The sequence below is a fragment of the Bradyrhizobium sp. CCBAU 51753 genome (genome assembly GCF_015291565.1).
Taxonomy (GTDB): Bacteria; Pseudomonadota; Alphaproteobacteria; order Rhizobiales; family Xanthobacteraceae; genus Bradyrhizobium; species Bradyrhizobium ivorense.
On sequence record NZ_CP030037.1, the window covers coordinates 2,601,506 to 2,627,525 of the forward strand.

A 26,020-nucleotide genomic window follows, 5' to 3' on the forward strand; every position below is an offset into this window, starting at 1 on the left:
AAAGCAACGCCCTGAGATCCGAGAGAGTGTCTTTGGGTACATCCAAGCGCTGACGTTTCAGTGCGTTCAGACAGGATTGTGCGGAGTTCGGCACGATCGCGAACAGCGGCTCGCCTCCTGGCTCTGTTTGGCGAGTGATGCTGTTGGCGGCCGTATGCTGCCGGTCACCTATGAGTATCTTTCCGATGCCTTCGGATTGCGCCGTGCCGGGGGCGCGGAGACGCTCGTGCGATTCGAAGAACACGGGCTGATTCGCAAGATGCGCGGCGCTTTGCAGATTGATGATCGCAAGTCCCTCGAGCAAAAGACATGCTGTTGCTATAAGCTTATCTCAAGCGCTTATGCCTCTTCAGTGCATTGTCTTGGGACGAGTGGTTCTTTCGGGCAGCCGCCAAGAGAGGCCCGCTGGGATGATTTGGGCGCAAAGTGCTCAGTTTATTGTAGGGGCAGTTGCGCCCGATTTCGCGACGTCTGATGCCCGGGTTGCTGCGCTGATTTGCGACGGCGGCATTTGGAGCTGGGCGCGGGATCCTAGGCGTGGTCATGATGGAAAAACCTAATCGGGGTGGTCAATCCTCGGGTGAAGGCGCGAATGAGGCGCTCGGGTGGGAAACGAGGTTGTTCGTCCTTTGCGTACTGAGTTCGTCGGAGCGCAGCCGAAGGGAATCAAGGTATTCATTGCCGGCATCGCAGACGAAAATAGCAGGCCGCTGCAGATCATCAGGGGACGACAGGTGAACAGTGCGAATAGTGGTGCTGCAGGCAGGAGATTGTGCGCCTCAAAGCGCAAGCTATCTGAGGCAACCTCACGTGACATAGCGACAAGGGCTGAGAGTGAACGGAATTGCTGCACCAGCATTTCAGGTGGGGGACGGGAGTCGCCAGAAATGACACTGTCATGAGATCATTTGCTTTTTTGCGGTTTTGGCCGGACAACACTGGGGCGACCTCCATCGAGTACGGTCTGATCGCGGTGGCGATTTCCGTTCCGCTTATCTTTGCGCTCAACAGTCTTCGTACAAACCACAACGCTGATTGCAGTTCTGCGCCTGCGCTTAGCGTTTCGACTGGTCAGTTTGGCAAGCGGGATCCTGCACGCGAACCCACCACAGGTAAGCAACAGAACTTCGACAAGGCCTCCGCTGGATCCTCCGATCGATGATATGAAGTCGACGGAACAGGAGCGCCGCGGTGCATGAGCTCGACATAGATTTCGTCCCGGGTCATTGGCAGGGGCCCTTGGCTACCAACCCTCCAGCTTTTCTTCGCAGACAGCTAGTGGATAACCTGCGCGGCCCCGCGCATCCATTTTGGAAGTGGAGCAGTCATGTCCCGATTCGAAAAGCTCGCCCTCTTTATCGACGGTCCCAACCTCCACGCTACCTCCAGGGCGCTTGGCTTCGAGATCGACTACGAGCGCCTGCTTGAGGAGTATCGGAGGCGGGGCCCGTTGCTGCGGGTATTCTATTACACGACGATTGCCGAGGATCAGGAGTATTCGTCGATCCGGCCGCTCGTCGACTGGCTGGGCTATAACGGCTATACCGTCGTCACCAAGGCAACCAAGGAATTCGTTGACGCCAGCGGTCGGCGTAAGGTGAAGGGTAACATGAACATCGAGCTTGCGGTCGATGCCATGGAACTCGCGGAGCATATCGACCAGATGATCCTATTCTCTGGTGACGGCGACTTCCGTTCGATGGTTGAAGCCGTGCAGCGCCGCGGCGTTCGTGTCACCGTCATCTCCACCACTGCGATCCAGCCGCCGATGATCGCAGACGAGCTTCGGCGGCAGGCGGACGACTTTATTGAACTAGCGCAGCTGAAGCCGAAACTGGGGCGCGATCCGACCGAACGGCTCGGGTCCCCGACAAGTGCCGGCAAGCGAGAGTCAGCCAGCGCGGAATAGTGAATACGGTGATGCGGTGACGGGAAGTCGCCGTGATGCCCGGCGGCGCGCCGGCACCATCCGACAGCACGAGCGTCTCATGAGTACTTCCTCCTCTCGGCGCTTCTAGCGCCCGTTCATGTGTTGTGCACGCTGATGCCATCCTCTCGCACGGCCGGCACCAGCAGCGCTTGTCGCTGCCTGTAACGCGCTGCTCCCACCAGCACGACTTCCCGCGTCCTCAGATGGGGCTGGCGATGGCTTCGGCCGCGTCTTGGACCGGCTGACCCACTGCGCTGGACCAGTGGTCGGATTGCCGTAGTTCGCTCCCAAGACGCATCAAGCTGCACTGCAGCCAGAATTTTTCCAGCTTCTCGTGCCTGCTACGCCGAAACAGTGTTTCGGCATATGCGCGCATGCGGAATCGGTAAAGCAGTCGGTAGAAACGCCTGGCCATGTCCTGCTCCTGGTCCATTTCGCCAACGAGACGCTTTTCATCGCATCATTGTGTTCACTGAGCGCGAAGGTTGAATGCAATTTGGTCCCAGGTGACGCTTAAAACCGGCCTTGCAGCGCCTTTTTCGATGGATTTTCATCCCGCGGATCGTGGTTCACGACATAAAGCCGCAGCGAGCAAATTAGATCTCCGCCATGGTGATCCATACTTGAGCCATAAGCGGATGGTCGACGTAGGGTTGTAACGAAGATGAAGTCGATCTCGTGCCGCACCCAGCGTCATTCTACGATCAAGTCGCCGTCTTAGATGCCGCGAGAACTCGTGCAGGCCACGATAACAGCATCCAGCAGGCTTTGAAGACTTTTAACGTCTACTAGCAACCGATCCGCTTCGTCGCGTTCGGTTGTGCCGAGCGCATAAGAGTCGCGTAGGCGCCTGGCGTGGTTCACCCTTTCGTGGGCGTTCACGGCTCGCTTTTCGGCAAACTCCAGCTGCTCGGGATCATGACGGAGCTTGTCTAACTCGCCGAGCAACAACTTCGTGACCGTCTGTCGCACATAGCTGGTGAGATCAGCGCTGTCGAGCACACTGAGAGATAAAATCGATGCTGGCATGCGCGACGTACCCATACATGTCGCCGGTCCCCTATGTCCGGGACGGTCCCTAGGCAATAGCCCATTGTACCGCCCAATGGCATCGAGTAGGAGCAATTGTTGCTGCTTGAGCCCGCCATTGCGGAATGATCGAGCATTCGCGTTCGATAATCATGCGCGTAAGGTTCAGAACGCACTCCTGTGGTCCACTTTGAGCACATCGACGGCGATGGCACGCGCTTTGTCCGTTTCGTACAAAGCTCGCGCCTGTTTTGCAGACGGTGCCCATCCGGCGGCGGTTCCCTTGTTTAGGGCGCCCTTGTTAGATCGTCTGCGCGTGCGTATCCGGTGATAACTCGACAGGCACATAGTTGCAGGGAGCGCCTATCTCTCGGGCCCTTGATGCTGGGTCGAGTCGGACGTCGCGGGCGGGTTTCCGGTACCAAGTTGGTGTGAGGTTTGGTCCGCGATGAATTTGGCTACCCGTGCATCACTGTGGCTAAGCCGCGCTATGGGTACATTTCAATAATCTCAGCATGATCACCGCCGTGAAAGCCATCCCGCGTCGCTCTGAGACGCCGACCACATTTACGAAACGATAATACAATCTGCGCGATCATCGTGTGTGCGAAGCACTCTGTTCGATCATGGCCTGCTGAGACAGGCAGGGCAGCCGATGCAGGCGATTGTCACAACTGAGATCGCCGTATGCGCGCAGAGGAACCTGCTATGCGGCGGCCGAACGGGCTCAGACGTGCATTGGATCTGCCGGTAAAATCGCAGGCGCAGGTCCCGCAAAGGAGCGCAACATGCATGGGCTTGTTGGACGGCGAAATCGGCGGACACGATCCGTCACCGGAGACGGCCGCGGACAGCTCGGCAGTTTGTTGGCTTCGCTGAAAAGGTGTCCAGCCAACCTGCTGGCTGCTGCTGCGTTCATCGGCATCGCGATTGCGTCGATCTCGATGGCGGCCCATACCTCGACCAAGCCGACTCGAATTGCCAACGAACGATTCAAGTTCAATGTCAGCGAGGCGCAGTTCGCGATACGTCAGCGGCTCCTGGCCTATCGGCAGCTTCTGCGCGGAGGTGTTGGGCTCTTTGCCGCGACCGGTAATCGCGTGACGCGCGAAGAGTGGCGGACCTACGTCGGAACGCTTGCCATCGATAAAGACTATCCCGGGATTCAAGGCGTCGGATTTGCGAAGCAAATTGCCGCGCAGCGGCGCCATGCACACGTTCTGGCGGTTCGCTCCGAAGGAGTCCCCGACTACCAGATCAAGCCGGGCGGCGATCGCGATGAATATACCTCGATCATCTATCTCGAACCGTTTGATTGGCGTAATCGGCGCGCTTTCGGCTTTGACATGTTCACCGAACCGGTGCGGCGGGAGGCCATGATCATGGCGCACGACTCAGGCGCGCCGTCGATCTCCGGCAAAGTCACCTTGGTCCAGGAGACGAACCAGGGTGTTCAAAATGGCTTTCTGATGTATCTGCCGGTCTATCAAACGGCCGTACCGCCGGCAACCGTCGAGGAGCGCAGAGCCGGGCCCGTCGGATATGTCTATGTGCCATTTCGTATGCGTGACCTGATGCGAGGCACTCTGGGAACCGAGCAGCTCTCCGGCGTCAGGCTGGAAATCTACGACGGAGTGTCGCTCCGAGAGGACGACGAACTCTACGATAGCGCCGGTGGGGCCGGGCCACGGACGTCTGCATTTAGCGTGGCCGAGCCACTGGAGATCGACGGACGCTCCTGGACGATACGTTTCAGTTCGTTGCCGACATTCGACATCACTATCGACGTGCAGAAGCCTCGGTTCATTCTGTCAGCCGGTCTGCTCGTCTGCCTGCTGTTGTCTGTTGCGGTGTGGTCACTTTCGATCGGCCGCGCCAGAGCACGCGAACTCGCCGATGCCAACGAGCAGCTAAGCCGAGCGAGGGATGCGGCCGACGACACGCGCGAATTTCTCGGCATGGTCATCGAGAATGTGCCGACACCCATCATTGTGAAGGATGCGCAGAGTTTCAAATATGTCCTGCTCAACCGCGCCGCCGAGCGGTTGCTGGGCGTCCCGCGTACCCGCTACATTGATAAAACCGCATTCGAGGTCTATCCCAAGGAGGAAGCCGAAACGATCTTTGGGTACGACCGGGCGATCGTGAAGTCGCGGCGCCAACTGTGCTTCGATGAGCATTGGCTCGATACTCCGGGGAACGGCAGACGGCACGTCAAACCATCCAGTTTTCCGGTGCTCAATGGCGCCGGTGAACCACAATATCTATTGACGGTTATCGAGGACGTGACCGAGCGTAACGAGGCGCAGGCGCGTATCCACCACATGGCGCTCCACGACCTGTTGACGGATTTGCCCAATCAGTCGGCCTTCAACGGGCATTTGGCGTCGGCATTCGAGGCGGCAAAATCATCTGGCAAGGGACTTGCCATCCTCTGCCTGGATCTCGATCGATTCAAGGAGATCAATGACATTTTCGGCTACCGCATAGGCGATACCCTTCTGTGTCGAGCGGCGGAACGATTTTCTGTGGCTGCTGCGGGAGCGTTCCTGGCGCGCTTGGGCAGCGACGATTTCGTCATCATTCTCACGGATTGTCCAACGCCATCAGGCGCGATGGCCCTCGCCGATCGCCTCCTTGCGGCGAGCAGCGACGAATTCGAGATCGACGGACATCGCACATACATAGGGCTCAACATTGGTGTTGCCTTCTATCCGGCGGATGGAACAGATCCCGGAATGCTCGTCGCCAATGCGGATGCCGCGCTGTGCCGCGCCAAGGCTGACGGCCGCGGCATGGTTCGATTTTTCGACCCGGACCTGGACATGCGATTGCGCGAGAAGCGCGCGCTGCACCAGGACCTGAACGTAGCCGTCTCCGAGCGGCAGCTCGTGCTGCACTACCAACCCCAAGCCAAGGTTGGAGGGGAGATCATCGGCTTCGAGGTTCTGCTGCGCTGGCAGCATCCGAGTCGGGGACTTGTCCCGCCGGCCGTTTTCATCCCCCTTGCCGAAGAGAGTGGCGCGATCGTTACGATTGGGACATGGGTGCTGCGGGAGGCCTGCCGTGAAGCGGCGTCCTGGACGCAACCACTGCGCATCGCCGTCAATCTTTCGCCTGCACAATTCGTGCAGGGAGACCTTCCGGCTTTGGTGCACACCACGCTGTTGGAGACCGGCCTCGCGGCGGACCGGTTGGAACTCGAAATTACCGAAGGTGTCCTGATCGGTGACTTCGATCGCGCGATTGCTATCCTGCGGCGCCTCAAAGCTCTCGGCGTCCATATCGCGATGGACGATTTCGGAACCGGCTATTCATCTCTATCGTATCTGCAATCGTTTCCATTCGACAAGATCAAGATCGACCGATCCTTCATTTCGAATGTCGAGCGTAATGGCCAATCCGCGGCGATCGTTCGCGCTGTGATCGGGTTGGGCAGGGCTCTCAATTTGCCTGTAGTCGCCGAAGGTGTTGAAACAAACGAGCAGCTTGACTTTCTGTCGCGCGAGGCGTGCGATCAGGTTCAAGGCTATCTCATTGGCCGGCCGCGTCCAATCACCGACTATGTGAATACGATCGCAGGAGCTCGGCATTCGACACACGGCGGCAACTATGGATTGTGTGCGGCCGAACCAGTGGTAAGAACGGCCAAGCCACGATAGCTGATACGTCTTCTCCTCTCGACGACGGCGGCGGGGCAGAATCGTGCGCTTTGTTCCTCGCTGCGAGAGTCAGGGTAGAAAGGCCCGAGCGTGATAAAACCGCGATGACGATGCTTGGTGCCCGAAGCTTTGCTCGGACAGTCACGCACCGTTTGCCACATAGCCCGCCTAGCCTGTCGAGGGCATGAACGACCCCGAGACCAGAACCTGGACAAGCCAGGGCAAGACCGCATCTGTGTGTGAAGAAGCGCGGCAATCGACGGTCATCGCCTTAAGCCAACCTGAACCTCCGCCGAAGGCGGAGCGCAGACACGTGACAGGTCGTTACGGAGAAGGTCGATAATCATAATATTGTCAGTCAGGCGTTAGGACGCTCCGGCGAGGGCGATGCAAGCGTCAGCCTGTCGTAGCGTATGTTATCAGCTTGCAAACTTTGCGCAGAACGGACGAATGCGCGCTCTTTGGCGGCCGACAACGTACGTTTCGTACGTTGAGTTACGCGCGCTAACCATCGGCTCACTTAACACGGCCGAGATCGCCGTTTCGCTCCAGCGCACGTTCATTCTTTACATCGAATTAAGCCGACCTGCATGATACCGATGGGCAGAACGCTTGTGTCTCGCAGAAAGTGTGAGCTTTCGAGGAAGTGTCATGGATGCTGCCAAGCAGCAAACCGCGAAAATAAATCCGGAGATGTTCGAGGACGTGCCCGTCCTGCGGCGCAAGTGGCAGGTTGCGCTCAGGCCCGGTGAAAATCTTCCTCGGTATGAAGACGTGATGCTCGGCAGCCTCGGGCGGCTTGCCGATCACATCGTGCTGCTGAAGTGGGAGAACGATGCGTTCACCGTCTCGCGCACCGGCCGCTACGCGCAGAAGTGGCTGGGCGATGAGCGCTGGGACATTCCGATGAAAGCGCTGCTGCCTGATTGCGCGACCGTCCTTACCGAGGCGGCCTCGAACGCGATTGCAAACAACCGTCCCTATCTCAGGACCGTCCATTGCGTGCGAGACGGCATGGTGCGGACCTATGACGTGCTGGTGCTGCCGACGTTGTCACGCTGGGGCGGCATGCTGGTCGGCGCCTACGTCAACGAGCGTAGCGCGCAATGCAATTTGCTCGATACGATCTTTTCCACGACCGATGACGGCGTGATCTCACTGTCGCCCATTCGCGATGCGAGGGGCCAACCGACCGATTTCCAGATCGTGTACCACAATCCGGGCGCAGCAAACCTGCTCAAGGTGCCCGCGGGAAGTCTGCAATGGAGCCGCTTAAATGAAGGCAGGCATGTGCTCTGCACGGGCGCCGTAATAGCACAGCTGCGCGGGGTGGTCGCAACAGGGGGACGCGATCAGTTCGAGATCGACAGCGACGATCGATGCCTGCGCCTGAGTGTTATTACCCTCGGCGACATTCTTTCGTTGGTTATTTCCGATGTGACGCCCGTGAAGAGGCGAGATGCCTCGTTTCGGTTGCTGTTCGACAGCAATCCGATGCCGATGTGGGTGTTCGACCCTGAGACGATGGCCTTTCTGAAGGTCAACGACGCGGCGGTACAAAACTACGGCTATGCTCGCGAGACCTTCCTGCAGATGAAAGTCCACGAGATCTGGCCAAAGGATGAGTGGGACAGCCATACTCGGGCGCTGCAAGATATCGGTGATGGCTACAAGTCAGAACGGCACTGGCGCCATGTGAGAGCCGATGGCAGCGAGATTTGTGTGCTGACCTTCGGACGACGCCTTATGCTTGAGGGACGCGATGGGTACCTGGTTGCAGTGGTCGACATCACTGAACGATGCAAGGCCGAGGCCCGCATCGCATATATGGCGCACCACGATGGATTGACCAATCTGGCGAACCGTGCGCTCTACCAGGAGCGGCTACAGGAGGCGCTCGAAGCCGGCAATGCAGCGGGCAAACGCGTGGCAGTGTTGTGTATTGATCTCGACCTGTTCAAAAACGTCAATGACTCCTTCGGCCATCCCGCGGGCGACCGCCTACTGGGGCTGGTGTCCGACCGCCTCCGCGCGAGCGTAACCGGCAACAACCTTGCCGCGCGGCTCGGTGGGGACGAATTTGCGGTGATTCTTGCCCAGGACACCTCACCGAGCGAGGCAAGGGACTTTGCAGCCCGGTTGATCAAGCTCCTCAGCACGCCGTACGAGATCGATGGCCATGAGGTAGTGATCGGTGCCTCGATCGGGATTGCGTTGTCGCCAGGCGACGGGATCAGTAGCGAGGAGCTGATGCGCAATGCCGATATGGCGCTTTACAGGGCCAAGCAGGACGGCCGCTGCATATACCGTTTCTTCGAGCGCGAGATGGACCTCCAAGCGCAGAATCGCAGGAAGATGGAGCTCGACCTGCGCAGCGCCCTTGTTCACGGCGAATTCGAGTTGCACTACCAGCCGCTGGTCGATCTTGCGACCGACCAGATTTCCGGCTTTGAGGCGTTGCTGCGATGGTGCCATCCAGAGAAGGGTATGATCTCGCCTGCGGAGTTCATTCCGGTGGCAGAAGAGATGGGGCTGATCGCCTCCCTCGGCGAGTGGGTGTTGCGCGAAGCCTGCAACGAGGCGGTGAAATGGCCGAGCCAAGTGAAGGTCGCGGTCAACCTGTCGCCGATGCAGTTCCGCAACCGCAACCTTGTCCAGGTGGTGATCTCGGCACTGGCGAATTCTGGACTGTCGCCGATGCGGCTCGAGCTCGAAATCACCGAATCCGTGTTTCTGGCGGAGACCGAGGCGAACCTCGCGATCCTGCATCAAATGCGCAAGCTCGGGGTTGCCATCTCCATGGACGATTTCGGCACCGGCTGCTCAAGCTTGAGCTATTTGCGCAGCTTTCCGTTCGACAAAATCAAGATCGACCGCTCTTTTGTGAAAGATATCGCCGAACGTGCCGACTGCGTCGCCATTGTGGGCGCGATCGCAGAGCTCGGCCGCAGGCTCAACATCACGACAATTGCGGAAGGGGTGGAGACCACCGAGCAGCTCGATTGGCTCCGCGCCGAGGGCTGCAACGAGGTGCAAGGCTTCTTATTCAGCGGCGCTAAGCCGGCCGCCGAAGTGGAGCAGCTGTTGCGTCGTTTTGGGGTTAGGCCATCGAAGGCGGCGTGACTCATTGCGTGTCCGTGCGCTTCAGGTGGGCTGGAATCTGGCCGTCCATCAAGGCTATGACACGGCGCGCCGGGCTGGGTTGATCGTGCTGCTGGCGAAGGTACGCGTCGCACGTGGGAGCGTCGATTGCGTGAAGCGCGTAGCTAAAGCCTTTTGCGATGGTCAATTCGGCTGAATGTTTTCGTGATCAGCCCTGCCGCGGCGCTTTGCGACCGTGGCCTTTGGAGATGGGTGCGAATGCAGGCGTCCGTCGGCAACGGCGTCGTCTCGAGGCTTCGTTCGCGATTGGTACGACAATTGAGATGCCTGGTTTTTGTGGTCGCCGGGGCCACGGCATCGTCCGCATGTCGGAGGCGATCAAGCTTAGAGCTGACGGCGTTGCCGCGCGCATCGACATGGAGTTGGCCATGCCGCGGATGATCCGGACCCCTGCTGGGGAGATCGTGAGCGTCGTGTCTATCGATGATTGCGTCTTCAGATCGCTAGAGCGGAACCCCGCACTGGCCGATAGCGGTCCAGTCATTTTGGCAAAACCGACATCCGGATTGGTCAACCCTTGGGAAAAACCGAGACGATTCAGGCGAGAAACGAGATTTTCGTGCGTTGCGTACTGTGTTTGTCGGAGCGGAGCGAACGGGACTTGGTTATAGACGCCCAATCATCACGGGCAGCAATAAATCATTGCAGACCCCTATTGAAGTCGTCCTGAGGAAGCGGGAGGCGACAGATGAAGAGCGCGAATTGAGGCATGTCACCGTTCGAAAAAATCGCGCTCCTTATCGATAGCCCCAAACCCCACGCAACTGCCAGGGCACTCGGCTTCGAGATTGACTACAAGCGCCTGCTGCGAGAGTTTAAGTGCCACAACCCGCTACTGCGGCCGTTCTGTTACACGCCGATGACCCAGGATCAGGAATATTCGGCGGTCCGGCCGCTCCTCGACTGGCTCGACTATTACGGCTACGCGCTTGTCACCACGCTGATTGAGGAATTTGTGGATGACTGCGGCCGCCGCAAGGTAAAGGGCAATATGGACGTCGAGTTCGCGGTCGATGCAATGGAACTGGTTGAGTGTGCCGACCGGATCATCCCGTTCTCGGGCGACAGCGACTTCTGTCGCATGGTCGAAGCGGTGCGGCGCCGTGGCGTCCACGTCACCGCGATCTCCACCATCGCCGGCCAGTCGCCGATGATCGCCGATGAACTTCGGCGGCAGGCGGACGAATCTATTGACCTAACGCGGTTGAAGCTGAAGGTGGAACGCGATCCGTTCGAACGGTCGTGCTCCATATCAAGTGTCGGCAAGCGCCGAGATCCAGCCGACGCGGAATAACGAATGGCGGTGATTTCGTGCAGGTCGACGGCGACACCAACAATGCGCCGCTTAGGGCTCAACTCGTATCTCGTCCCTGTTCTGCTAATATGGGCGGTCAGCGCGACTGCGGAGGAGAACAAAACTGATGATGATAGATCGTCGCCGGTTGTTCCAAATGTAGGGATCGGATGCTCGCTGAAACGGAAGACTGGCGAGGTCGAGGCTGAAACATTCGTCGCGCGGGAACACTTTAAGGAAGATATCACGCCAACGGCTCAAGTCAGGATTTCCTGGCTTGGTGCGACCTTTGTGCGCAGGTTCGCGGTCACGGTCGAAACCGCAGGCAATAGATGCCTGCGGACCTACACCCTGAAGAAGCCCTCAAAGGACAATGAGATCATCGGAGAACTGAGCATTCCCGATGAGACCAAACTGGCAGATATCTGGCGCCTGTTAAGGCGGCAGCCCAACGGTGAAAGCGGTGCGCTGCAGAGCAATTCTGCTCCCAACATACTCTTTGTCCGTGATGCTATGGGCGCCCCCGGTGTGGTTGACGTCCTATGGGCAGGCGCGGGTTGGGAAATTGGAGCAAGTCCGATCGGAAAACAGCGGAGATGGCCTCCCGGCACGCGCGTCTTCTTTCACTGACCCGAATGTCGAGGATTGCAGAACATTTCGCGGGTGACGGCGCCAGTGGACCCGCGAACGTCGCGACCGGAAGCGGCTTGAACCGCGATGGCCAGGTCGCCTACCTCAGAAGTCCGTCCAGTTGTCCGCGATATAGCAGTCGCCGCCAGCGGGTATGGCTTCCGCTCATCGTCGCCGCTCGATCTTGTGTATTCAGAGGAATTCTGACACCTTCTAACTTTTCATATAAGTGGCGATTTGAGCAAACAAATATTCGATCTCGATTCTAAATTCGATCTATTCTTCTACAGTCCGCTTTCGGTAATAGCGCCAGGTGCTGTATGTATCGTAGCAGGTGCAGCGCTTGCCTTGAGGGTAACGTGCATACGTCGCGCGCCGAATTTGTGCAGACCTTTGCGGGGCTTCTTATCCTCGGCCTCGGTTTGCTGGGACACGCATTGCCGCACTTTCCATGATCGGTAGGTGCGGGCGGCTCAGTCTTAGCGCCCTCCAAAGAGAAGAATCGAAAGTTCCTCGACTGTCTGGCCCAAAAAAATCGGGCATCTGACGGGATCGAACACCTCCTCGTAAGCCGCCGCCGCGATCGAGTATTGCAATGACATAATCGGGACGGAGTGCGTCGGTCCGCTTCGTACAAAGATTGTGCGCCGATAACAGACACGATCTGTCAACATAGCCATGCGCGGCAAATCTGGGACAGGCGGAGCCAGAGCCGGCCGTTGGTGTCGCACCGAACTGTTTCGGACATCATATCCTTGCAGGATGCATCTCGAATGAAGCAACGGACAACGGTGGTCGCGTGTTTCTTGGATGTCACGCGGGCGTCACCTCGATTGCTTCGGCCACACCAAAGTATGAGCTCTGTCAGAGCCGACAGCGGCAAGATCCTCAGCATGCGCTCGTGCGTTGCGGACGGCACGTCAACCCCACAACCCCACGCTCCGGTCGTATCCGCATGCCGACGTGTTGGTATGTGCAATTTGCATAAAGTCGGTATGCAATCGATGATGAAAATGAGGAAGATCGCAATCGCGTGCATTGCGTTCGGCATCGTCTCCGCTGCCGCCGGTTCGGCTTATGCGGCGGACCGCGTCACGTCGTGCCGGTATTGGTATTATGACTGCATGAAGTGGGGGACCGAGAACAGAAAGGCGGTCGCGGACAAGCTCAAGGGATATGACGACTGTCGGCGGACGCTGGCGGCGGCGAGGTCATCGGGGTCCTTCTATGTGGAGGCCAGTGGCACGTCGACGCCGTGCAAGCCATAGCTACGCGATGAGTTGTGGCCATTCCATGATCGGACATCGGGGCACCCGGAACTATGATTTCGTCGGGTGGTGGCTCTGATAGGCATCGGCGCGAAAAAACAGTATCGGGCGCTTGTCTGGTAGCAACGACACGGCGGCGCTCAGGACCGGTGCCAGTTGAGGAGACGAATGCCCAACATCCTAATGAATCCAATCAGCGCGCTCCTCCCAAGCCGCCCTTCAAGTTGCGGCGTGGGAGTAGGCTGTTGCGGTGGATGCGCCAGACAACGCATTGCAGTGACATGCTCGACCGATTGCAATTTTTCGGACGTGCATTGAATGATGAGTCACCGAACGGCTGCAGCGGCCTTCTACGCTCCGATCATGATCCCCGTTCCAGCGAGAGCGCCGCCCCGTTGGATCCCACAGGCATCGCTTGTCAGGTTAACGCCCGCACGTAGGCGCGGCGCGCCGGTTAAGCTGGATCATTCCTCCTATCGCGGCGAAGCGCGTATCTGTAGATGCATCGTAGTCGACCGCAAACCGCAGCTCCCGGAGTGGCCGTACCAGCCTGACCGCCTCCTGGTATAGGCCATGCGCTTTATAAGCTGCGAGCTCCGTCTCGTTGTCGAACTCAGCATAGACCACGACATCGATATCGTTGTCGAATCGGTCGCTCTTGCGATTGTGAGCGATCTCGAGCCGGCGCGCATGTGGGATTGTGGTGAGAACCGCAAGGCCTTCGATGATCTCATCGATGTGAGCCTCATCCATGGCGGTGAACAGGACGACGTGACGAATCATGGAAGGCCCGGCGCTTGTGTTGCAAATCAGTCAAGAAATTATCGTGTGATTGGCCGCGCCGCAACGCCGGCGCGGCTGCGGCGACGCGCGAGAAGGAGGTCGGTGATTTGACTCGCCGAACTTTGGGTGTGTTGTCGCGAGCGCTGGAGTACGGAGCGTACGCTTATGATACGATTGGATCACGCTCGCTGAAAGAACTCCCGTTTGTCCGCCTCGTACGAAGTTTGGGCGCGCAAGAAGAAGCGCAATTTGCCAACATAGCTACGCAAGGGCGGAATAGTGTGCGCCGCAACTGGTTCACGCTCTCGGCGGGAGCTCGGGGAGCGCCGTTTTAGGTACGGACAGTTCATTGGCGGACGCAGATGTCTCCGGCTGACGCTGGCATCAAGGTGAGTAGCGTTGACATCACCGGCATGGGCGAGGTGCGAGGATCGAGTCGGCGTGCTCGTCGCGCTTGCTAATTCACGTTACGGAACGAAGTGAAGGACGTGCGATTAGTGGCGCCACTGAGCGATCCTGGCGCGCTAGGTCGCGACGGTCAGAATCGAGAATCAGCCGAGCATGAGGCTTGTTCGGCTGGACGGGCAGTCGGTGACCGATCGACTGAAGGCGCCGTGCTTCTTCGGCCAGCGCGGTTCGACCTGTTTGCAAATCCGTCGCGAGTCGGTGACACAAGCCGAGATCTGTGCCACGAAGACTCGATCGATCGCGTCCTGGTGCGGGCGGTAGGGTATTTGATCAATGAACATGCCGCTTAATGGTTATGTCGCGGCCCTAGAAGCCTTGAAAGAAGACGATCGGCTGCGCGGCCTGAAGCCGCGCACAGGGACCGATTTTGCTTCAAACGATTATCTGGCGCTGGCGAGTGCGCCCCGCATGAAGAAGGCTCTGTTCACCGCGCTCGATGCCGGAACGCCGATCGGAGCCGGTGGGTCACGGCTCCTGCGCGGAAATTGTGAGGAGCACGAAGCTCTCGAAGCGGACGCGGCGCGGTTCTTCCGAGCGGAGACAGCACTGTTCTTCGGCGGCGGTTACATCGCAAATTTTGCTGTTCTGACAACGCTGCCGCAGCAGGGCGATCTGCTTGTTCTCGATTCGCTCGTGCATGCTAGCATTCATGAAGGCGCACGAGCGGGCCGAGCCGAGTTCCGGATAAGCACCCATAATGACCCCCAGTCGATCGAAGACACGATTGGCGACTGGCGCGCCAAGGGCGGAAAGGGACGTGTCTGGATCGTGGTGGAGAGCCTCTACAGTATGGACGGTGACTTCGCCCCGCTTAAAGATCTGGTCGCGATCGCCGAGCGCTACGAGGCGTTCCTGGTCGTGGATGAGGCTCATGCCACAGGTGTTTACGGCGAGCAGGGACGGGGGCTCACCGCGCCCTATGACGGGCGCGAAAATCTCTTGGTGGTCCACACCTGCGGCAAGGCGCTTGGCGCGGCGGGGGCGCTTGTCACGGCTTCCGGCATATTGCGCGACTTCTTGGTCAATCGGTGCCGCCCATTCATTTTTTCCACCGCGCCATCACCCTTAATGGCCGTCGCGGTGCGAGAGGCAATCTTAATCCTGCAGGAGGAGCCTGAACGGCAACGACGTCTGATCGATCTGATCGACTTTGCACATCGGCAGCTCGTTGTGTGCGGTCGCGCGAGCTCCTCGAAATCACAGATCATTCCTTATGTTGTGGGCGACAACGCCCGCGCGATGCGGCTTGCCTCTGCACTACAGGCGCGCGGCTTTGATATTCGTGGGATACGGCCGCCAACGGTGCCTGTGGGAACGGCACGGTTGCGGATCTCGCTGACACTTAACGTCGGACAAGATGATGTATCCGACATGATCGATGCGTTGGTCGAAGAGACCTGGGGCGACGTGCAATGAGGCCGCGCGAGATGATCATGAGGGTGATGTCGGGATCGGCAAAAACGGTCTTCAAAGGTGCTTGCCGACGCACCCAGATGCTCGTTTTCGAATGGAGCACTTCGGAAGTCAAATTGACAAGGCTCGCCCACCCAGAGCGACCAGCGCTCTTTGAAGTGCATTGGCAAGACGTCCATCGATCCATGCGTGCCAGGCTCGACGGGTGTAGGCGACGCGCAGAAGAGTGTTCTGCGTTCCAGCCGGTGATTGCAACTGTCGCACGCGCGCAAAGTGCCGGTTTATTGCGGATCCAAAGTATGGTCTTCAGACAGATTCAGCGATGCTGCTTTTCCGAGACTGGCGGTCGCTTCGTTGGCTGACGCAGGAGAGATCGTCCGATGCCGTCGCGAGCAACAGTGTTCCTCAGATCAGCAGGCTGGACCGCCGTCGCGATCGTAATTCTGCTGTATGTGATCTTCAGCCCGATCTGAGTCGGGGGGGCTTAAGGGGGCGATCTCTATCGGTTCCATAATGGATGATCCGGCGAGGATATTTTGCTGAAATTTGTCCCGTGTCGGCGCGCGCGCTGAGATCCCGACATCCATCGCAGCGATTTCTGCGGCGTCAGCCAACTGTGTTGGCCAGTGCATTGACGGAAGGCATGGATCCTGTTCGGTCGCGGCAGGAATTGTGTTGGTGCTGGCCGCGCGTTGCCAACATAAGTACGTAAACCAAGAGGAGGATAAAGAGCCCGCGCATACAAAGAGGTGTCCTGAAGCTGTATGTCAATTGTGGAGCGGATCACATCCGGTGCATTTGCCGATGGACTGGCGAGTTTTGCGGAACTCAACCGAAGCTGTGCTAGGCAATACAATCGACTATGAAAGTGCAGGTCAGTTCAGTAGATCGACCCTTCCGGTATCGAGCCGGTACAGACCCCCGACGACTTTTAGTCTGTTCTGCTCAACTGCAGCGTTCAGAATCGGGCCCGCCGATTTGAGTGTGTCGACGTTATCGATTACGTTTTGCCGGATGGCATTGGCGGACGGATCACCGGTTGGCTGGCGAGATTTCTGAACGGCAGGCGCAAGCGCAGCGACGAGGGATGGAATATGTCCCGGCGCCGGCTTGTCGTCGTTGAGCGACTTGATCGTGGCGTCTATCGCGCCGCAATGATCGTGACCGAGTACCAAAATCAACGGCGTGTTTAGCACGGCGACCGCGTATTCCATGCTGGCGACGGTAACATCGTTGGCAAAATTGCCGGCGAGGCGGCAGACAAACAGGTCACCAAGTCCGCTGTCGAAAGCAAGTTCCGGCGCTATGCGAGAATCAGCGCAGGTCAGAACTGCCGCATATGGATTTTGTCCATCGACCAAAATCTGACGCTCGCGCTCGAAATCGCCGCCTCGTGATGCGCCCTGGACAAAACGGTCATTACCTTCGACCAGCCGCCTGAGCGCAGCATCCGGCGAGAGCAGATTATCCGGCTTGGGCAGCCGTTTTGCTTCATTCGCGTTAACGATGTTGGCACCAAGCCGCATGCCAACCGTCGAAAACGCGAACAGCGACAGCAACAGCGACCGGCGCGAGGGCTTGATCATGAGCGAGCGAGATATATTCGAAGAACGGTCTGCATGCATGTGTATCGCCTCATTGCGAAGCTTTACGCCATCCAGTGGCTTCAGCCTCCGCTTCGCTGCAGAACCATCGATCACCCGGCTTTTTTGTCATATCGATCTGTCCGTAACTGAGTTGCCCGGGCATGTGATAAATGCGCTCGCTCCCATGGCCCAGGGTGCCCTTTATCTGACATTCGGGTGACGGTGGATCGGACAGCAAAGCGGATCCGAGCAGGATCTGCTGAGCGTGGATCGGTATCGAGCTCGCGCCGATGACGATCGTCCCCTTGTTGCGGCGACGCCAGTCCCAAGGAGCGATGAACGCCCCCGACCATAGGCCCGCATAGGCATTGCTCGCTATAACCTCATGGATAGTGTAGGTGTGAGGATAGGATGATAATGCCCAGCCCGAGCTGATCATCCATGCGTTCACGTCCTCGCCTGCGATGAAGCAGCTGCCGAGTGACCGTCCGTACTGATCGACCCCCGTGGTATGACAATCCCACGTTCGTCCATTCGAATGCTTGATAAGCTCATCGCGAGCAGCTATGCCGCAAGCCCATTTCTGGCCTCGGGCGTTGAGGCAGATCTGATCCGTCTCTGGCGCCTCGATACCCGAGAGCCGAATTTTGGTTTGTGCGATCTCAATCGTATTGCCGTCGACGATGCGCGGAGGGCCGCTGAGTTTCGCTGCGCAAGCCGGAGATGTGATGATAGCGAGCAATGCGGTTATCATCGCACGACGTTTCATCCCGACAGCCTTTCGCTCTTGGTCCATGCGCTCAGAAACACGTGCAATCCGGTGTCGCCGCATTTGACTGCTTGATCGCACCATGTCGGTTATTTGGTCTGTGCTGCATCATTCGGTGTTTGGTCAGTGGAAGCTCGATTGTGATTGGCAACCTACGGCCTGACGTAACGTGAGGTTCAAGCGATTTCTTGTGTGAGTTGGGGTATGCTGCTTCCGGCCTCGACCGTCTCTCGCAGTAGGCGCGCACCGCACCGTGCTTAAGATCATCGGGCACAGTGTTGAACTCGGTGCACTCAAAAAGCAGCCGAGTGCTCCCGGAAAGAGAAAGCAATCAAAGTAAATGAACATGGCTTACAGCGCATTCGCGAGCGCCATCGTACAGCGCACGATCTTTCGATGTAGATTCTTCGATGTGGCAGACATCGGGGCGCGACCGTTAGTGATCGAGGGGGCGGGTGGGCTCATGGTGCCGCTGAATTGCGGTGCACTTACGTTGGCATCGTCGAGCGGTGGCGGCTTTGCATCGTGCTCTGCGTGAGCATGCTACCGGGTGCCATCAAGCACTCGCTGCTCTTGATAGAGGCGCTGTGAAAGCACCAGAACGGCATTGGGGTTGCATTCAGCGGCGACTGAAAGCCTGCAACTGAGAGTGCAATTTGTGACATCGGGCGGGTGCGTTGGCTAGGACGTTAGCCTTGGCTTTCTCCGCTCACGACGAGCACGTTGCGGTCCAGGTCTGAAGTCTCACTCATCGCCGAGGATTTGAAGCCATGATGCCAAGCGAGAGGCCGTTCATCCGGTATCTGTTCACGCAACATGCGCTTCAAGATGATGAACGCGCTTGGCAATGGTGCTTATCTCCACACCGCGGATGGTCACCGTATCATCGAAGCAATCTCATCTTGGTGGATCGTGACCCATGGCTTTTGCCATCCACATTGGGGGCGCGATTCAGGAATGAGCAAGCTCAACCAGATCATCTTTGCCAGTTACACGCACGATGCGGCGGACGAGGTTGCTGAGCAACTTCTGAAGCTGGCACCGGTTGGTCTCGACTATCCCTTCTTCTCCGATAGCCGCTCAACCACCGTGGATCGGCAAGGCGTGACGACCTTAGGTTCGATAGCAGCCAAAACTGTATACTTTGGATAAACTCAAGACGCGTGAGTTTCATCTTGAGCTTCATCTAGTGTCTGCGTGCGATCCACCCGTCGCGGATCGGAGTTTTCCGAGGGCCGCTCGTCGGCCGCTGGCATCAGCGCCGCGAATTCGGGCCAGGGCAGGGAATTCGGGGTAATCGTACGACGTTGCCAGCAGTCTATCCTTTACGGACCAGCTCGAGATCGGTTGGCGGAAAGTCGTCACCCTTGTGCAGCAGTGGCGCGCGATGGGTCTTGGCGCAGGCATAGGCGAAACAGTCGCCAAGATTGAGCTGAGCCGGATGTCGCCCCTTTCCGAACCGATCGAATGCCATGGCGGCGGTCGATATCACGCCGTCAGCAATCGCGCACACGCGGATGGATGCGGCGTCGAGAAATTCTCGCACTGCCGCCTCCGCTTCCGGCGCACCCCAAGCGTTGACGCGCATGAGAGCACAGATCGTTTCGTATACCGCGATGGGTGAGGTGAACCGCGCCTTGGCGTCCGCAATTGCCATGACAAGCTCAGCCGCGTCGGGCTCGCGTAGCAAGATTGCGACCAGGGCCGAGGCATCGATCATCATCAGGCATCTCCGGACAGATCGTCGAAAAAAGCCTTATCGGCGGTCAGACCGGTTTTGGGAGCGCAGGCGATGCGGTCGAGCAGCGGTTGCACCCGCTCCCAGAGCGGCGTCTTTAGGCGTTCACGCTGAATTTCATGTTCGCAAGCCTCGCGAATGCAATCGAGGATCGGCTTGCCTTTGAGGGCGGCAAGTTCACGACTGATCCGGTCAGTGTCGGGGTCTTTAATGTTGTAGGCCATGGGTACCTCTGTTCGGGTATATAGGTATCCATACTTAGGTACCCCAGCGATGTTTCCAGGCTATAACTAGTTGATATTACAATCATATTTATCGCAAAATGGGTCGCGAGAGAGACGAGCCGCCCAATTGCAGGTCCGTTTCGTGCAGCAAATGACGAGCCCTACGGCTGGGCCAACATCGTATCCGACACCCGAAGGGCTACAGGCGGTGTTCGGGCGGATCTACGCGTTCAGTCCGGTCTTCAAAGTCCTGATGCATTGGAATGAGGCGGACACGTAGAACCCGTTGAAGCTCCGCCTGGAGCCTCGACAACATGCTCTCAGGACGCTATGTATTCGAACATAAGAAGAACGACCCCCTGCCGTCAGTTGTGCCCTCCCGTCTTTCATATCAAAATTGTTCTAGTATTTTCAATACATTAGGCTTGTTTCGGTCTTGCTCGGGCTTGTCCGATTAATGGAGCTTCTGATTGGCACTATTTCGCCATTTGCACGATGATGCGTTCCTGGCCTTTTCGCGGGACCACAAACATCTTTACGCGGCGTGTCTGCTGGATCTTCATGAGCGCTTCTTCTCGGGTGCGCCCGCTTTCCCTACGCCCCCGCAGGTCGTTCACGCCATCTACGACGTCATGCGGGCCAACCCTGCTTTGTGGAACGAAGGCGACGATTTCGGCGCGCTGCCTGAAATGATCTCAGCGGGACGCCGACGCATCCGCAAGGTAAACGTCGCACTCATATCCGAAAAGGGAGACAAGGCGCTCGGCCTGGCGCGCCAACTTTACACGCGGCTCGTCGCATGGGGATGGCTCGAGGAGGAGGAGTACGGACTTCGGGTGACCGTGGACATGGCCATGGGACCCCTGCTGGTAATCCAGCGTCTGGCGAGCCTCAATAAGGACCTCTCCCAGCGGTTCGGCGGCTTGATCGTGCAAATCCGCCTTAATCTGGAAGCCGTTGAAAAGCTCACACCCGAGATTACCGACCGCAAGCAACGCGAGGCCGCACTCGCCGTCCGCGAGGCTCGCAATCAGGCCGATCAATTCACCAAAAGTCTGCGGGCCATTTTGGCCGACCTTAAGCGTATCCGACGGACGGTCATGGAATCGAAGACCGTGGGCACCAGGCTGGAGGCCTTTTTCGAGGAGTTCGTCGACCAGCTGCTGCTGAAGGATTTCGAGTCCATCCTCACCGTCAATCATCCTTACCGTTTCCGCGACGCGATCGTGGATCTTGCTCGCAGAATTTCCTACACGTCCGAGACGATGCAGGTGCTCGCCGAGGAATACGCCGCAGCAAGCATGGCGTCCGATCTCGAAGAGGGCCGGATGGCTGCGGCTGACGACTTGTTGGCCATCGAAAGCATCTTTGAGCAGATCGGCGAGATGTTCGATCGGATCGAGACCTTCCGCAGACAGCTCGAGGCACGTGTTCGAAACACCATCAAGTACGCGGAGCGCGGAGCACTGGGACTCGTCGGTCGCGCCGGCGACCTGGTGCGGCGGCTTGACGCCCTGCTCCGCGATGGCAGGCACGAAGAGGCAACCGTCGAATGGACCATTGAGCCACTGCGGTCGCCTTGGTCTGAACACCATCAGGCGCCGGCTAGACAGCCGCGCCGTCCCGTCGAGGCAAGAGAACTCGCCGGGCCGCCGTCGGATCCGCTCTATGAACTGCGGAAGCGGCTTCGCCTCGAGTACATCGCCCGCATCGCGCCGCGGCCCGAGGACGTCAAAAGATTCCTCGAGCGGCAGGTGCCTCCGTTCGCCACCAAGGAAGCGCGCTTCATGGAGATCGGCACCGTCGACGATTTTCTCGCCTTCGATTGCGCCCGACGTTATGCGCTAACCGGCGACGTGCCGGCGCAGATCGCGGCTGGCTTCGATCTGGAGCCAAGCCCTGACACGCCTCCGCACGATAGCGAGTGGCTCAGGTGCGCGAACTTCGTGGTCAGACGATCTCCTACGCCGGCGAAAGGCAGAGCGGTCCATGCTTAGCGAATTTGACAACATCGAGCGCTCCGTCGGCGCGGAGAAGGCGGCCGACCTTCGGAAGGCGTTGCATTTCTTGCTGCGACGACAATTCGTCTTCGCCGGCGACCCTCGCACCGGGACGGTCTACAACACGATGATGGATGGCCGCTTCCGCGACGTGGTCGACGGCTTCTTCGACAGTTGCGGTTATCGCGTCCATCGCGATCCGGAGGCGCAGTGGGCAGGGATCGTCGCGATGGACGAAGACGTGCCGCTGCCCCGGATGAAGCTCGACGAAACCATAGTTGCGCTCGTGCTGGCCGCGTACTGGCAGCAGGAAGTGAACCTAGGGGCTGTTGAGGATCGAGCCGTGGTCGTCGCGACGCTGAATGACCTCTTCGATCGGTACCGGGAGATGGCGCAGCATAGTGGGGGCGGCGCCATTTCCGCAAGCCGCTTCCGAGACATTCTACGCGAGGCCGCCCAGCGTAGCCTTGTTGAGATCGGCGACTTCGACGACGAACAGCAGGACTGGGAAGTCAGGATCCGGCCGATGATCAAGCTGATCAGCGGCGGTGACGCACTCCAAAGGCTCGAGCGCTACGTCAAAAGCGAGGAAGCCCGCTTTCCGCGGGCCGCGGGAGATGACGCATGATGGAACTGCGCCACCTGACTATGGTGAACTGGCATCTGTTCGATGTTGCCGACATCGAAGTGACCGGTCACGTGGGCGTGCTGGGTGAGAACCGGTCCGGCAAATCGACGATCCTCGACATGGCGCAGGTCGTGCTCACCGGCGGCAGCCGACGTTTCCTGCGCCTGAACGCGGTCGCCGGCGACGGCGGAAGATCGCGCGGCAGCTCGAAGCGCAGCGTCGTCGACTACTGCCTCGGCACGCTCGGCGAGGATCAGCGCCGGCGCGACGAGGCGCGCACCTACATCGCGCTCGGTTTTGAAGACACGGACGGAGCGCGGCCTTCCGTCACCATCGGCATGGCGCTCGAAGCCCGGAAGTCCGACAGTAGAGAGACTGTGCTCGCGTTGTTCATCGCGGTCGGCGCGGTGCTCACGTCCAAGGACTTCATCGAACAGCGTGGAAAGGCACTGTTTCCAGCGCAATGGGAGGACGCGCGCGCCCGGATCATCTCCACGGTCGGCGAAGGTAATTTCGTCAATCACCGCGATCGGGCGAGCGATTACGTCCGCGAGTATATGCGCCATCTCCTGCCGCACTCACCGTATGGCGAACAGAACGCCAACGCGCTGCAGAAATCGATCGTCAACGCCATGACGCTCGACCACAACCAGACCGCCACGCAGTTCGTGCGGAACTACATCCTTGAGGACAGCCCGATCGGAATCAAGGAGCTGCGCGAGTCGATCCAAACCTACCGCAACATTAGTGACACGATCCGGAAGATGCGTCTCAAGCTGGAGGCGCTGAAGGAGCTGAGGACGATTCTGACGGCGCTGGAAGACGCACTTGAGACCAAGTTCCGAGAGCAGTGGATCGGCAAGCGCGCGGAGTGGCTCGCCGCGCGCGCTATCAACCGTGACTTCAGGATGAGGCTCCGGCTCGCGAGTGCGCAGCGCGATGCCGCGGCCGGCGAACTGAAATTCTTGAATGAAGACATCAGAGCCATCGACGACGAGCTGCAACGCCTTACCGAGGCCATCGCCGAACACGACGCCAAGACTGGCAGGAAGTCGCTGCAGCAGGCCGCCGCGGTGGCGGAGCAGTCCGCGCAACGTGCTGCTGCTGAGTTCAAGGCGCGCATCGACACCATCCGCCGCCTGCAACCGTTGTGTGCCATGGGCGGGCGCGGCTTCGACGATTTCATTCCTGTCGTGGACAGGCTGCTTGCCGCCGTCGGGACCGCCTCGGTTGCGGCCGTTTCCGACGAACTGGTTGCGGCCGAAGATGCGCTGACAATCTTGGGAAGGCAACGACTCGCAAAGATCGACGAAGCTCGTCAGGAGATCATCGCAAAAGCCTCACAGTTACGTACCCAGCGCGATGACTTGCTGGAGCGGGTCCGGCAGCACGCCTCGGGAGGGGCGCGCGCGCACATCGAGCCGGACACCGAGCGCTTATGTCTGCGGCTTCGCCAAAAAGGCATGGCGCCACGCGTCTTGTGCGAGTTGATCGAGGTCGCCGACCCGCAATGGACGGGAGCCGCTGAAGCGCTTCTTGGCCGCGATCGTGATGCGGTGTTCGTCGACAGACCGCATATCGGCGATGCGACCGCAATCTTCAAGGAAGGGCGCCGCGAGTTCCGGCGCACGTCCCTGGTGAGCCTCAACAAGCTCGAGCAATTCAGGGCCAAGCCGGAGCGAGGAACGTTTCCTTCGATCTTCCGCACGGAGGATCCGGACGCGCTGTCGTTTATCATGCGCCGGTACGGCTCGGTGCGCCTTGCGGACACCCTGGACCAGTTCAACAGGCCTGGCCGCGCCATCATGAAGGACGGCCTCTACGACGATGGCTTGGTCCGCACTCATCGATCAATCGAGCCTTCGGAGCACAAGATCGGCAAGGCTGCTCAGGCGAATGCGCTGCGCGCGCTGCACGAGCAGGCGGACGAGCTTGAAGTATCGCTACGTCAGGCCGCAAAGGAAGCCGAGATCGCTGACGGCGCGTTCATGGCGCTGAAAGCCCTATGCGCGGTGTCCGCGGCCAATCTGAAGACGTGCGCGGCGGCCTTCGTCGCAGTGCAAGCCGAGATGGCAGATGCTCAAGCCAGGCTCGCAGCTCTGGACCACGCCGGTGACGGCGGTCTTCGCCAAAAAAAGCGTGCCCAGCGGCAACTGAAGGACCAAAGGATCGCCGAGCGCGAGACGCAGCAGGCCGCCTTCAACAAACACGACGGCGACGCCCGGGCGGCAAAGAGTAGGCTCGGCGACGGCGAAAACGTACCCGGCTCCGAACTCAATCTGAAGATCGCTTGGTCGCTTTTTGTCAAGAATCTGCCCCTCTACTCTGCATCAAAAGGCCGGCCGGTGTATCGGGCCCGCCTTGATGCGCGCGCTCACAAGAACGAGGCCGACCGGCATCGCAGCTTGGCTGAGAAGGCCGTCAAGGACGCCGACGCGGCGAACGACGAGCGCGGTCGGATCGAACGGCAGGTGCGCGAGTTCCTCGACGGCTATTTCGCCGATTTCGGCGTCAGCTCCCAGATCGGCATCGAGAGTGAGCCTCTTCAGGAGGTGAAGCCCTGGATGGCGCAGTTAATCGAGGAGATAGAGTCCAACGAACTGCGGCAGTACGAACGTCAGGCGCGTGATGCGGCCGAGAAAGCGTCCATGCTACTGCGCGGTGAGTTCATTAATGCGCTCTCGGCTCGGATCGGCAAGATGGAGCGCGAGCTCCAGTCGCTGAACCGCAGCCTCTACGCGCACCCCTTCCACAACGAACGATACTCCTTTCACCGTACTCAGGTGGTGGAATTCCAGCCGATCCTGAAGATCATCGAGATCGGCAAGACGTCTCCCGAGGCGCTCGACATGCTCTTCCGCGGAGACGTGTCGGATGACTTTCCCCACAAGGACACGATCCTGGCACTCGAAGCGCTGCTCGAGGATCCCGACAAAGACTTCACCCAGTTCGAGGATTACAGAAATTTCTACACGTTCGAGATCCACATGGAAGACGTCGGTACCGGCCGCTCGACTCGTTGGGAGCAGCGCCGCGGCACTGGATCAGGTGCTGAACAGCAGGTTCCAATTTACGTCGCCATCGGCGCCTCGCTTGCGGCCGTCTACGGCAGTGCCGAGCGTCGCGCCGGCAAGCCGGCAGGCTTCGCGCTTGCGATGTTCGACGAAGTCTTCTCGAAGATGGATGGCAAGAATCAACGCCAGATGATGAGCTTCTACAAGAATCTCGGCCTGCAGTTCGTGATCGCCGCGCCTTTCGAGAAGCGGGTCGCGGTGCTAGAGCATATGGACACCATCGTGGAGGTCGATCGCATCGGCGAGCAGTCGAGGGCAACGGTCGTCTCGTTGAAAGAAAAGGCCAAGCGCGAACTACGTGCGATCGATCCGGACCTGATGTCCGCCGACGATCTTGCCGTACGTCTCGCCGCCGAGTAGCC

At 59.0% G+C, this 26,020-nt stretch carries 20 protein-coding genes; 13 read left to right on the top strand and 7 right to left on the bottom strand.

Going from position 1 to position 26,020, the window contains the following annotated elements:
- Positions 1-154: 154 nt before the first annotated feature.
- The 3 genes from XH93_RS42285 (at position 155) to XH93_RS11640 (ending at position 1,909) form a co-directional block, all read left to right on the top strand.
- Positions 155-475, top strand: coding sequence for a hypothetical protein (locus XH93_RS42285; RefSeq protein ID WP_246799704.1), 321 nt, complete (start codon positions 155-157; stop codon positions 473-475).
- A 423-nt stretch (positions 476-898) separates the two neighbouring features.
- The gene (locus XH93_RS43075) at positions 899-1,162 is read left to right on the top strand and encodes a Flp family type IVb pilin (protein ID WP_194473602.1); all 264 of its coding nucleotides are present in this window, start codon (positions 899-901) and stop codon (positions 1,160-1,162) included.
- Positions 1,163-1,327: 165 nt separating this feature from the next.
- Positions 1,328-1,909 carry an NYN domain-containing protein gene (locus XH93_RS11640; protein ID WP_194473603.1) on the top strand — a complete coding sequence of 194 codons (582 nt, stop codon included), beginning with the start codon at positions 1,328-1,330 and terminating at the stop codon, positions 1,907-1,909.
- Positions 1,910-2,129: 220 nt separating this feature from the next.
- Here XH93_RS11640 and XH93_RS11645 read toward each other — a convergent pair whose 3' ends face one another.
- Positions 2,130-2,345: a hypothetical protein gene (locus XH93_RS11645; RefSeq protein WP_194473604.1), complete on the bottom strand. Its 216-nt coding sequence runs from the start codon at positions 2,343-2,345 to the stop codon at positions 2,130-2,132.
- A gap of 302 nt (positions 2,346-2,647) precedes the next feature.
- Positions 2,648-2,959, bottom strand: coding sequence for a hypothetical protein (locus XH93_RS11650; protein ID WP_194473605.1), 312 nt, complete (start codon positions 2,957-2,959; stop codon positions 2,648-2,650).
- Positions 2,960-3,747: 788 nt separating this feature from the next.
- Here XH93_RS11650 and XH93_RS11655 point away from each other — a divergent pair.
- The 5 genes from XH93_RS11655 (at position 3,748) to XH93_RS11675 (ending at position 12,975) form a co-directional block, all read left to right on the top strand.
- Entirely contained in the window at positions 3,748-6,621 is a 2,874-nt protein-coding gene (locus XH93_RS11655; RefSeq protein ID WP_194473606.1) for an EAL domain-containing protein, read from the top strand.
- A gap of 651 nt (positions 6,622-7,272) precedes the next feature.
- A complete protein-coding gene (locus tag XH93_RS11660; protein ID WP_194473607.1) occupies positions 7,273-9,744 on the top strand; it encodes an EAL domain-containing protein in 2,472 nt (823 codons plus the stop codon).
- A gap of 748 nt (positions 9,745-10,492) precedes the next feature.
- Positions 10,493-11,077 (top strand): NYN domain-containing protein, encoded by a 585-nt coding sequence (locus tag XH93_RS11665; RefSeq protein WP_194473608.1) that lies wholly within the window; start codon positions 10,493-10,495, stop codon positions 11,075-11,077.
- 3 nt (positions 11,078-11,080) lie between these two features.
- Positions 11,081-11,707, top strand: coding sequence for a hypothetical protein (locus XH93_RS11670; protein WP_194473609.1), 627 nt, complete (start codon positions 11,081-11,083; stop codon positions 11,705-11,707).
- A 1,013-nt stretch (positions 11,708-12,720) separates the two neighbouring features.
- Entirely contained in the window at positions 12,721-12,975 is a 255-nt protein-coding gene (locus XH93_RS11675; protein WP_194473610.1) for a hypothetical protein, read from the top strand.
- 423 nt (positions 12,976-13,398) lie between these two features.
- Here the strand turns inward: XH93_RS11675 and XH93_RS11680 are convergent, their stop codons facing one another.
- Positions 13,399-13,758, bottom strand: a complete 360-nt coding sequence (locus XH93_RS11680; protein ID WP_194473611.1) for a Dabb family protein — start codon at positions 13,756-13,758, stop codon at positions 13,399-13,401.
- A 741-nt stretch (positions 13,759-14,499) separates the two neighbouring features.
- On the opposite strand from XH93_RS11680, the gene XH93_RS11685 reads away from it, so the two are divergent.
- On the top strand, positions 14,500-15,642 hold the full coding sequence (locus XH93_RS11685) for an 8-amino-7-oxononanoate synthase (protein ID WP_194473612.1): 1,143 nt from the start codon (positions 14,500-14,502) through the stop codon (positions 15,640-15,642).
- A gap of 872 nt (positions 15,643-16,514) precedes the next feature.
- Here XH93_RS11685 and XH93_RS11690 read toward each other — a convergent pair.
- Together XH93_RS11690 and XH93_RS11695 are read right to left on the bottom strand one after the other, a co-directional pair.
- Entirely contained in the window at positions 16,515-17,264 is a 750-nt protein-coding gene (locus tag XH93_RS11690) for a carbonic anhydrase (protein WP_246799586.1), read from the bottom strand.
- A 10-nt stretch (positions 17,265-17,274) separates the two neighbouring features.
- Positions 17,275-17,994 (bottom strand): thermonuclease family protein, encoded by a 720-nt coding sequence (locus XH93_RS11695; protein ID WP_194473613.1) that lies wholly within the window; start codon positions 17,992-17,994, stop codon positions 17,275-17,277.
- 816 nt (positions 17,995-18,810) lie between these two features.
- Between XH93_RS11695 and XH93_RS11700 the strand changes: the two genes are divergently transcribed.
- Complete coding sequence (locus XH93_RS11700; protein ID WP_246799587.1) at positions 18,811-19,146, top strand: aminotransferase class III-fold pyridoxal phosphate-dependent enzyme; 336 nt, start codon at positions 18,811-18,813, stop codon at positions 19,144-19,146.
- A 166-nt stretch (positions 19,147-19,312) separates the two neighbouring features.
- Here XH93_RS11700 and XH93_RS11705 read toward each other — a convergent pair whose 3' ends face one another.
- On the bottom strand, positions 19,313-19,717 hold the full coding sequence (locus XH93_RS11705; RefSeq protein WP_194473614.1) for a type II toxin-antitoxin system VapC family toxin: 405 nt from the start codon (positions 19,715-19,717) through the stop codon (positions 19,313-19,315).
- Entirely contained in the window at positions 19,717-19,956 is a 240-nt protein-coding gene (locus XH93_RS11710) for a type II toxin-antitoxin system VapB family antitoxin (protein WP_194473615.1), read from the bottom strand. The genes XH93_RS11705 and XH93_RS11710 overlap by 1 nt, the downstream gene beginning before the upstream one ends.
- A gap of 470 nt (positions 19,957-20,426) precedes the next feature.
- Here XH93_RS11710 and XH93_RS11715 point away from each other — a divergent pair, with 470 nt between their 5' ends.
- The 3 genes from XH93_RS11715 to XH93_RS11725 are packed head-to-tail and all read left to right on the top strand — an operon-like array spanning position 20,427 to position 26,018.
- Positions 20,427-21,953, top strand: coding sequence for a Wadjet anti-phage system protein JetA family protein (locus XH93_RS11715; protein ID WP_194473616.1), 1,527 nt, complete (start codon positions 20,427-20,429; stop codon positions 21,951-21,953).
- A complete protein-coding gene (locus tag XH93_RS11720; protein ID WP_194473617.1) occupies positions 21,946-22,584 on the top strand; it encodes a DUF4194 domain-containing protein in 639 nt (212 codons plus the stop codon). The genes XH93_RS11715 and XH93_RS11720 overlap by 8 nt, the downstream gene beginning before the upstream one ends.
- A complete protein-coding gene (locus tag XH93_RS11725) occupies positions 22,581-26,018 on the top strand; it encodes an SbcC/MukB-like Walker B domain-containing protein (protein WP_194473618.1) in 3,438 nt (1,145 codons plus the stop codon). The genes XH93_RS11720 and XH93_RS11725 overlap by 4 nt, the downstream gene beginning before the upstream one ends.
- The last annotated feature ends 2 nt before the right edge of the window (positions 26,019-26,020 follow it).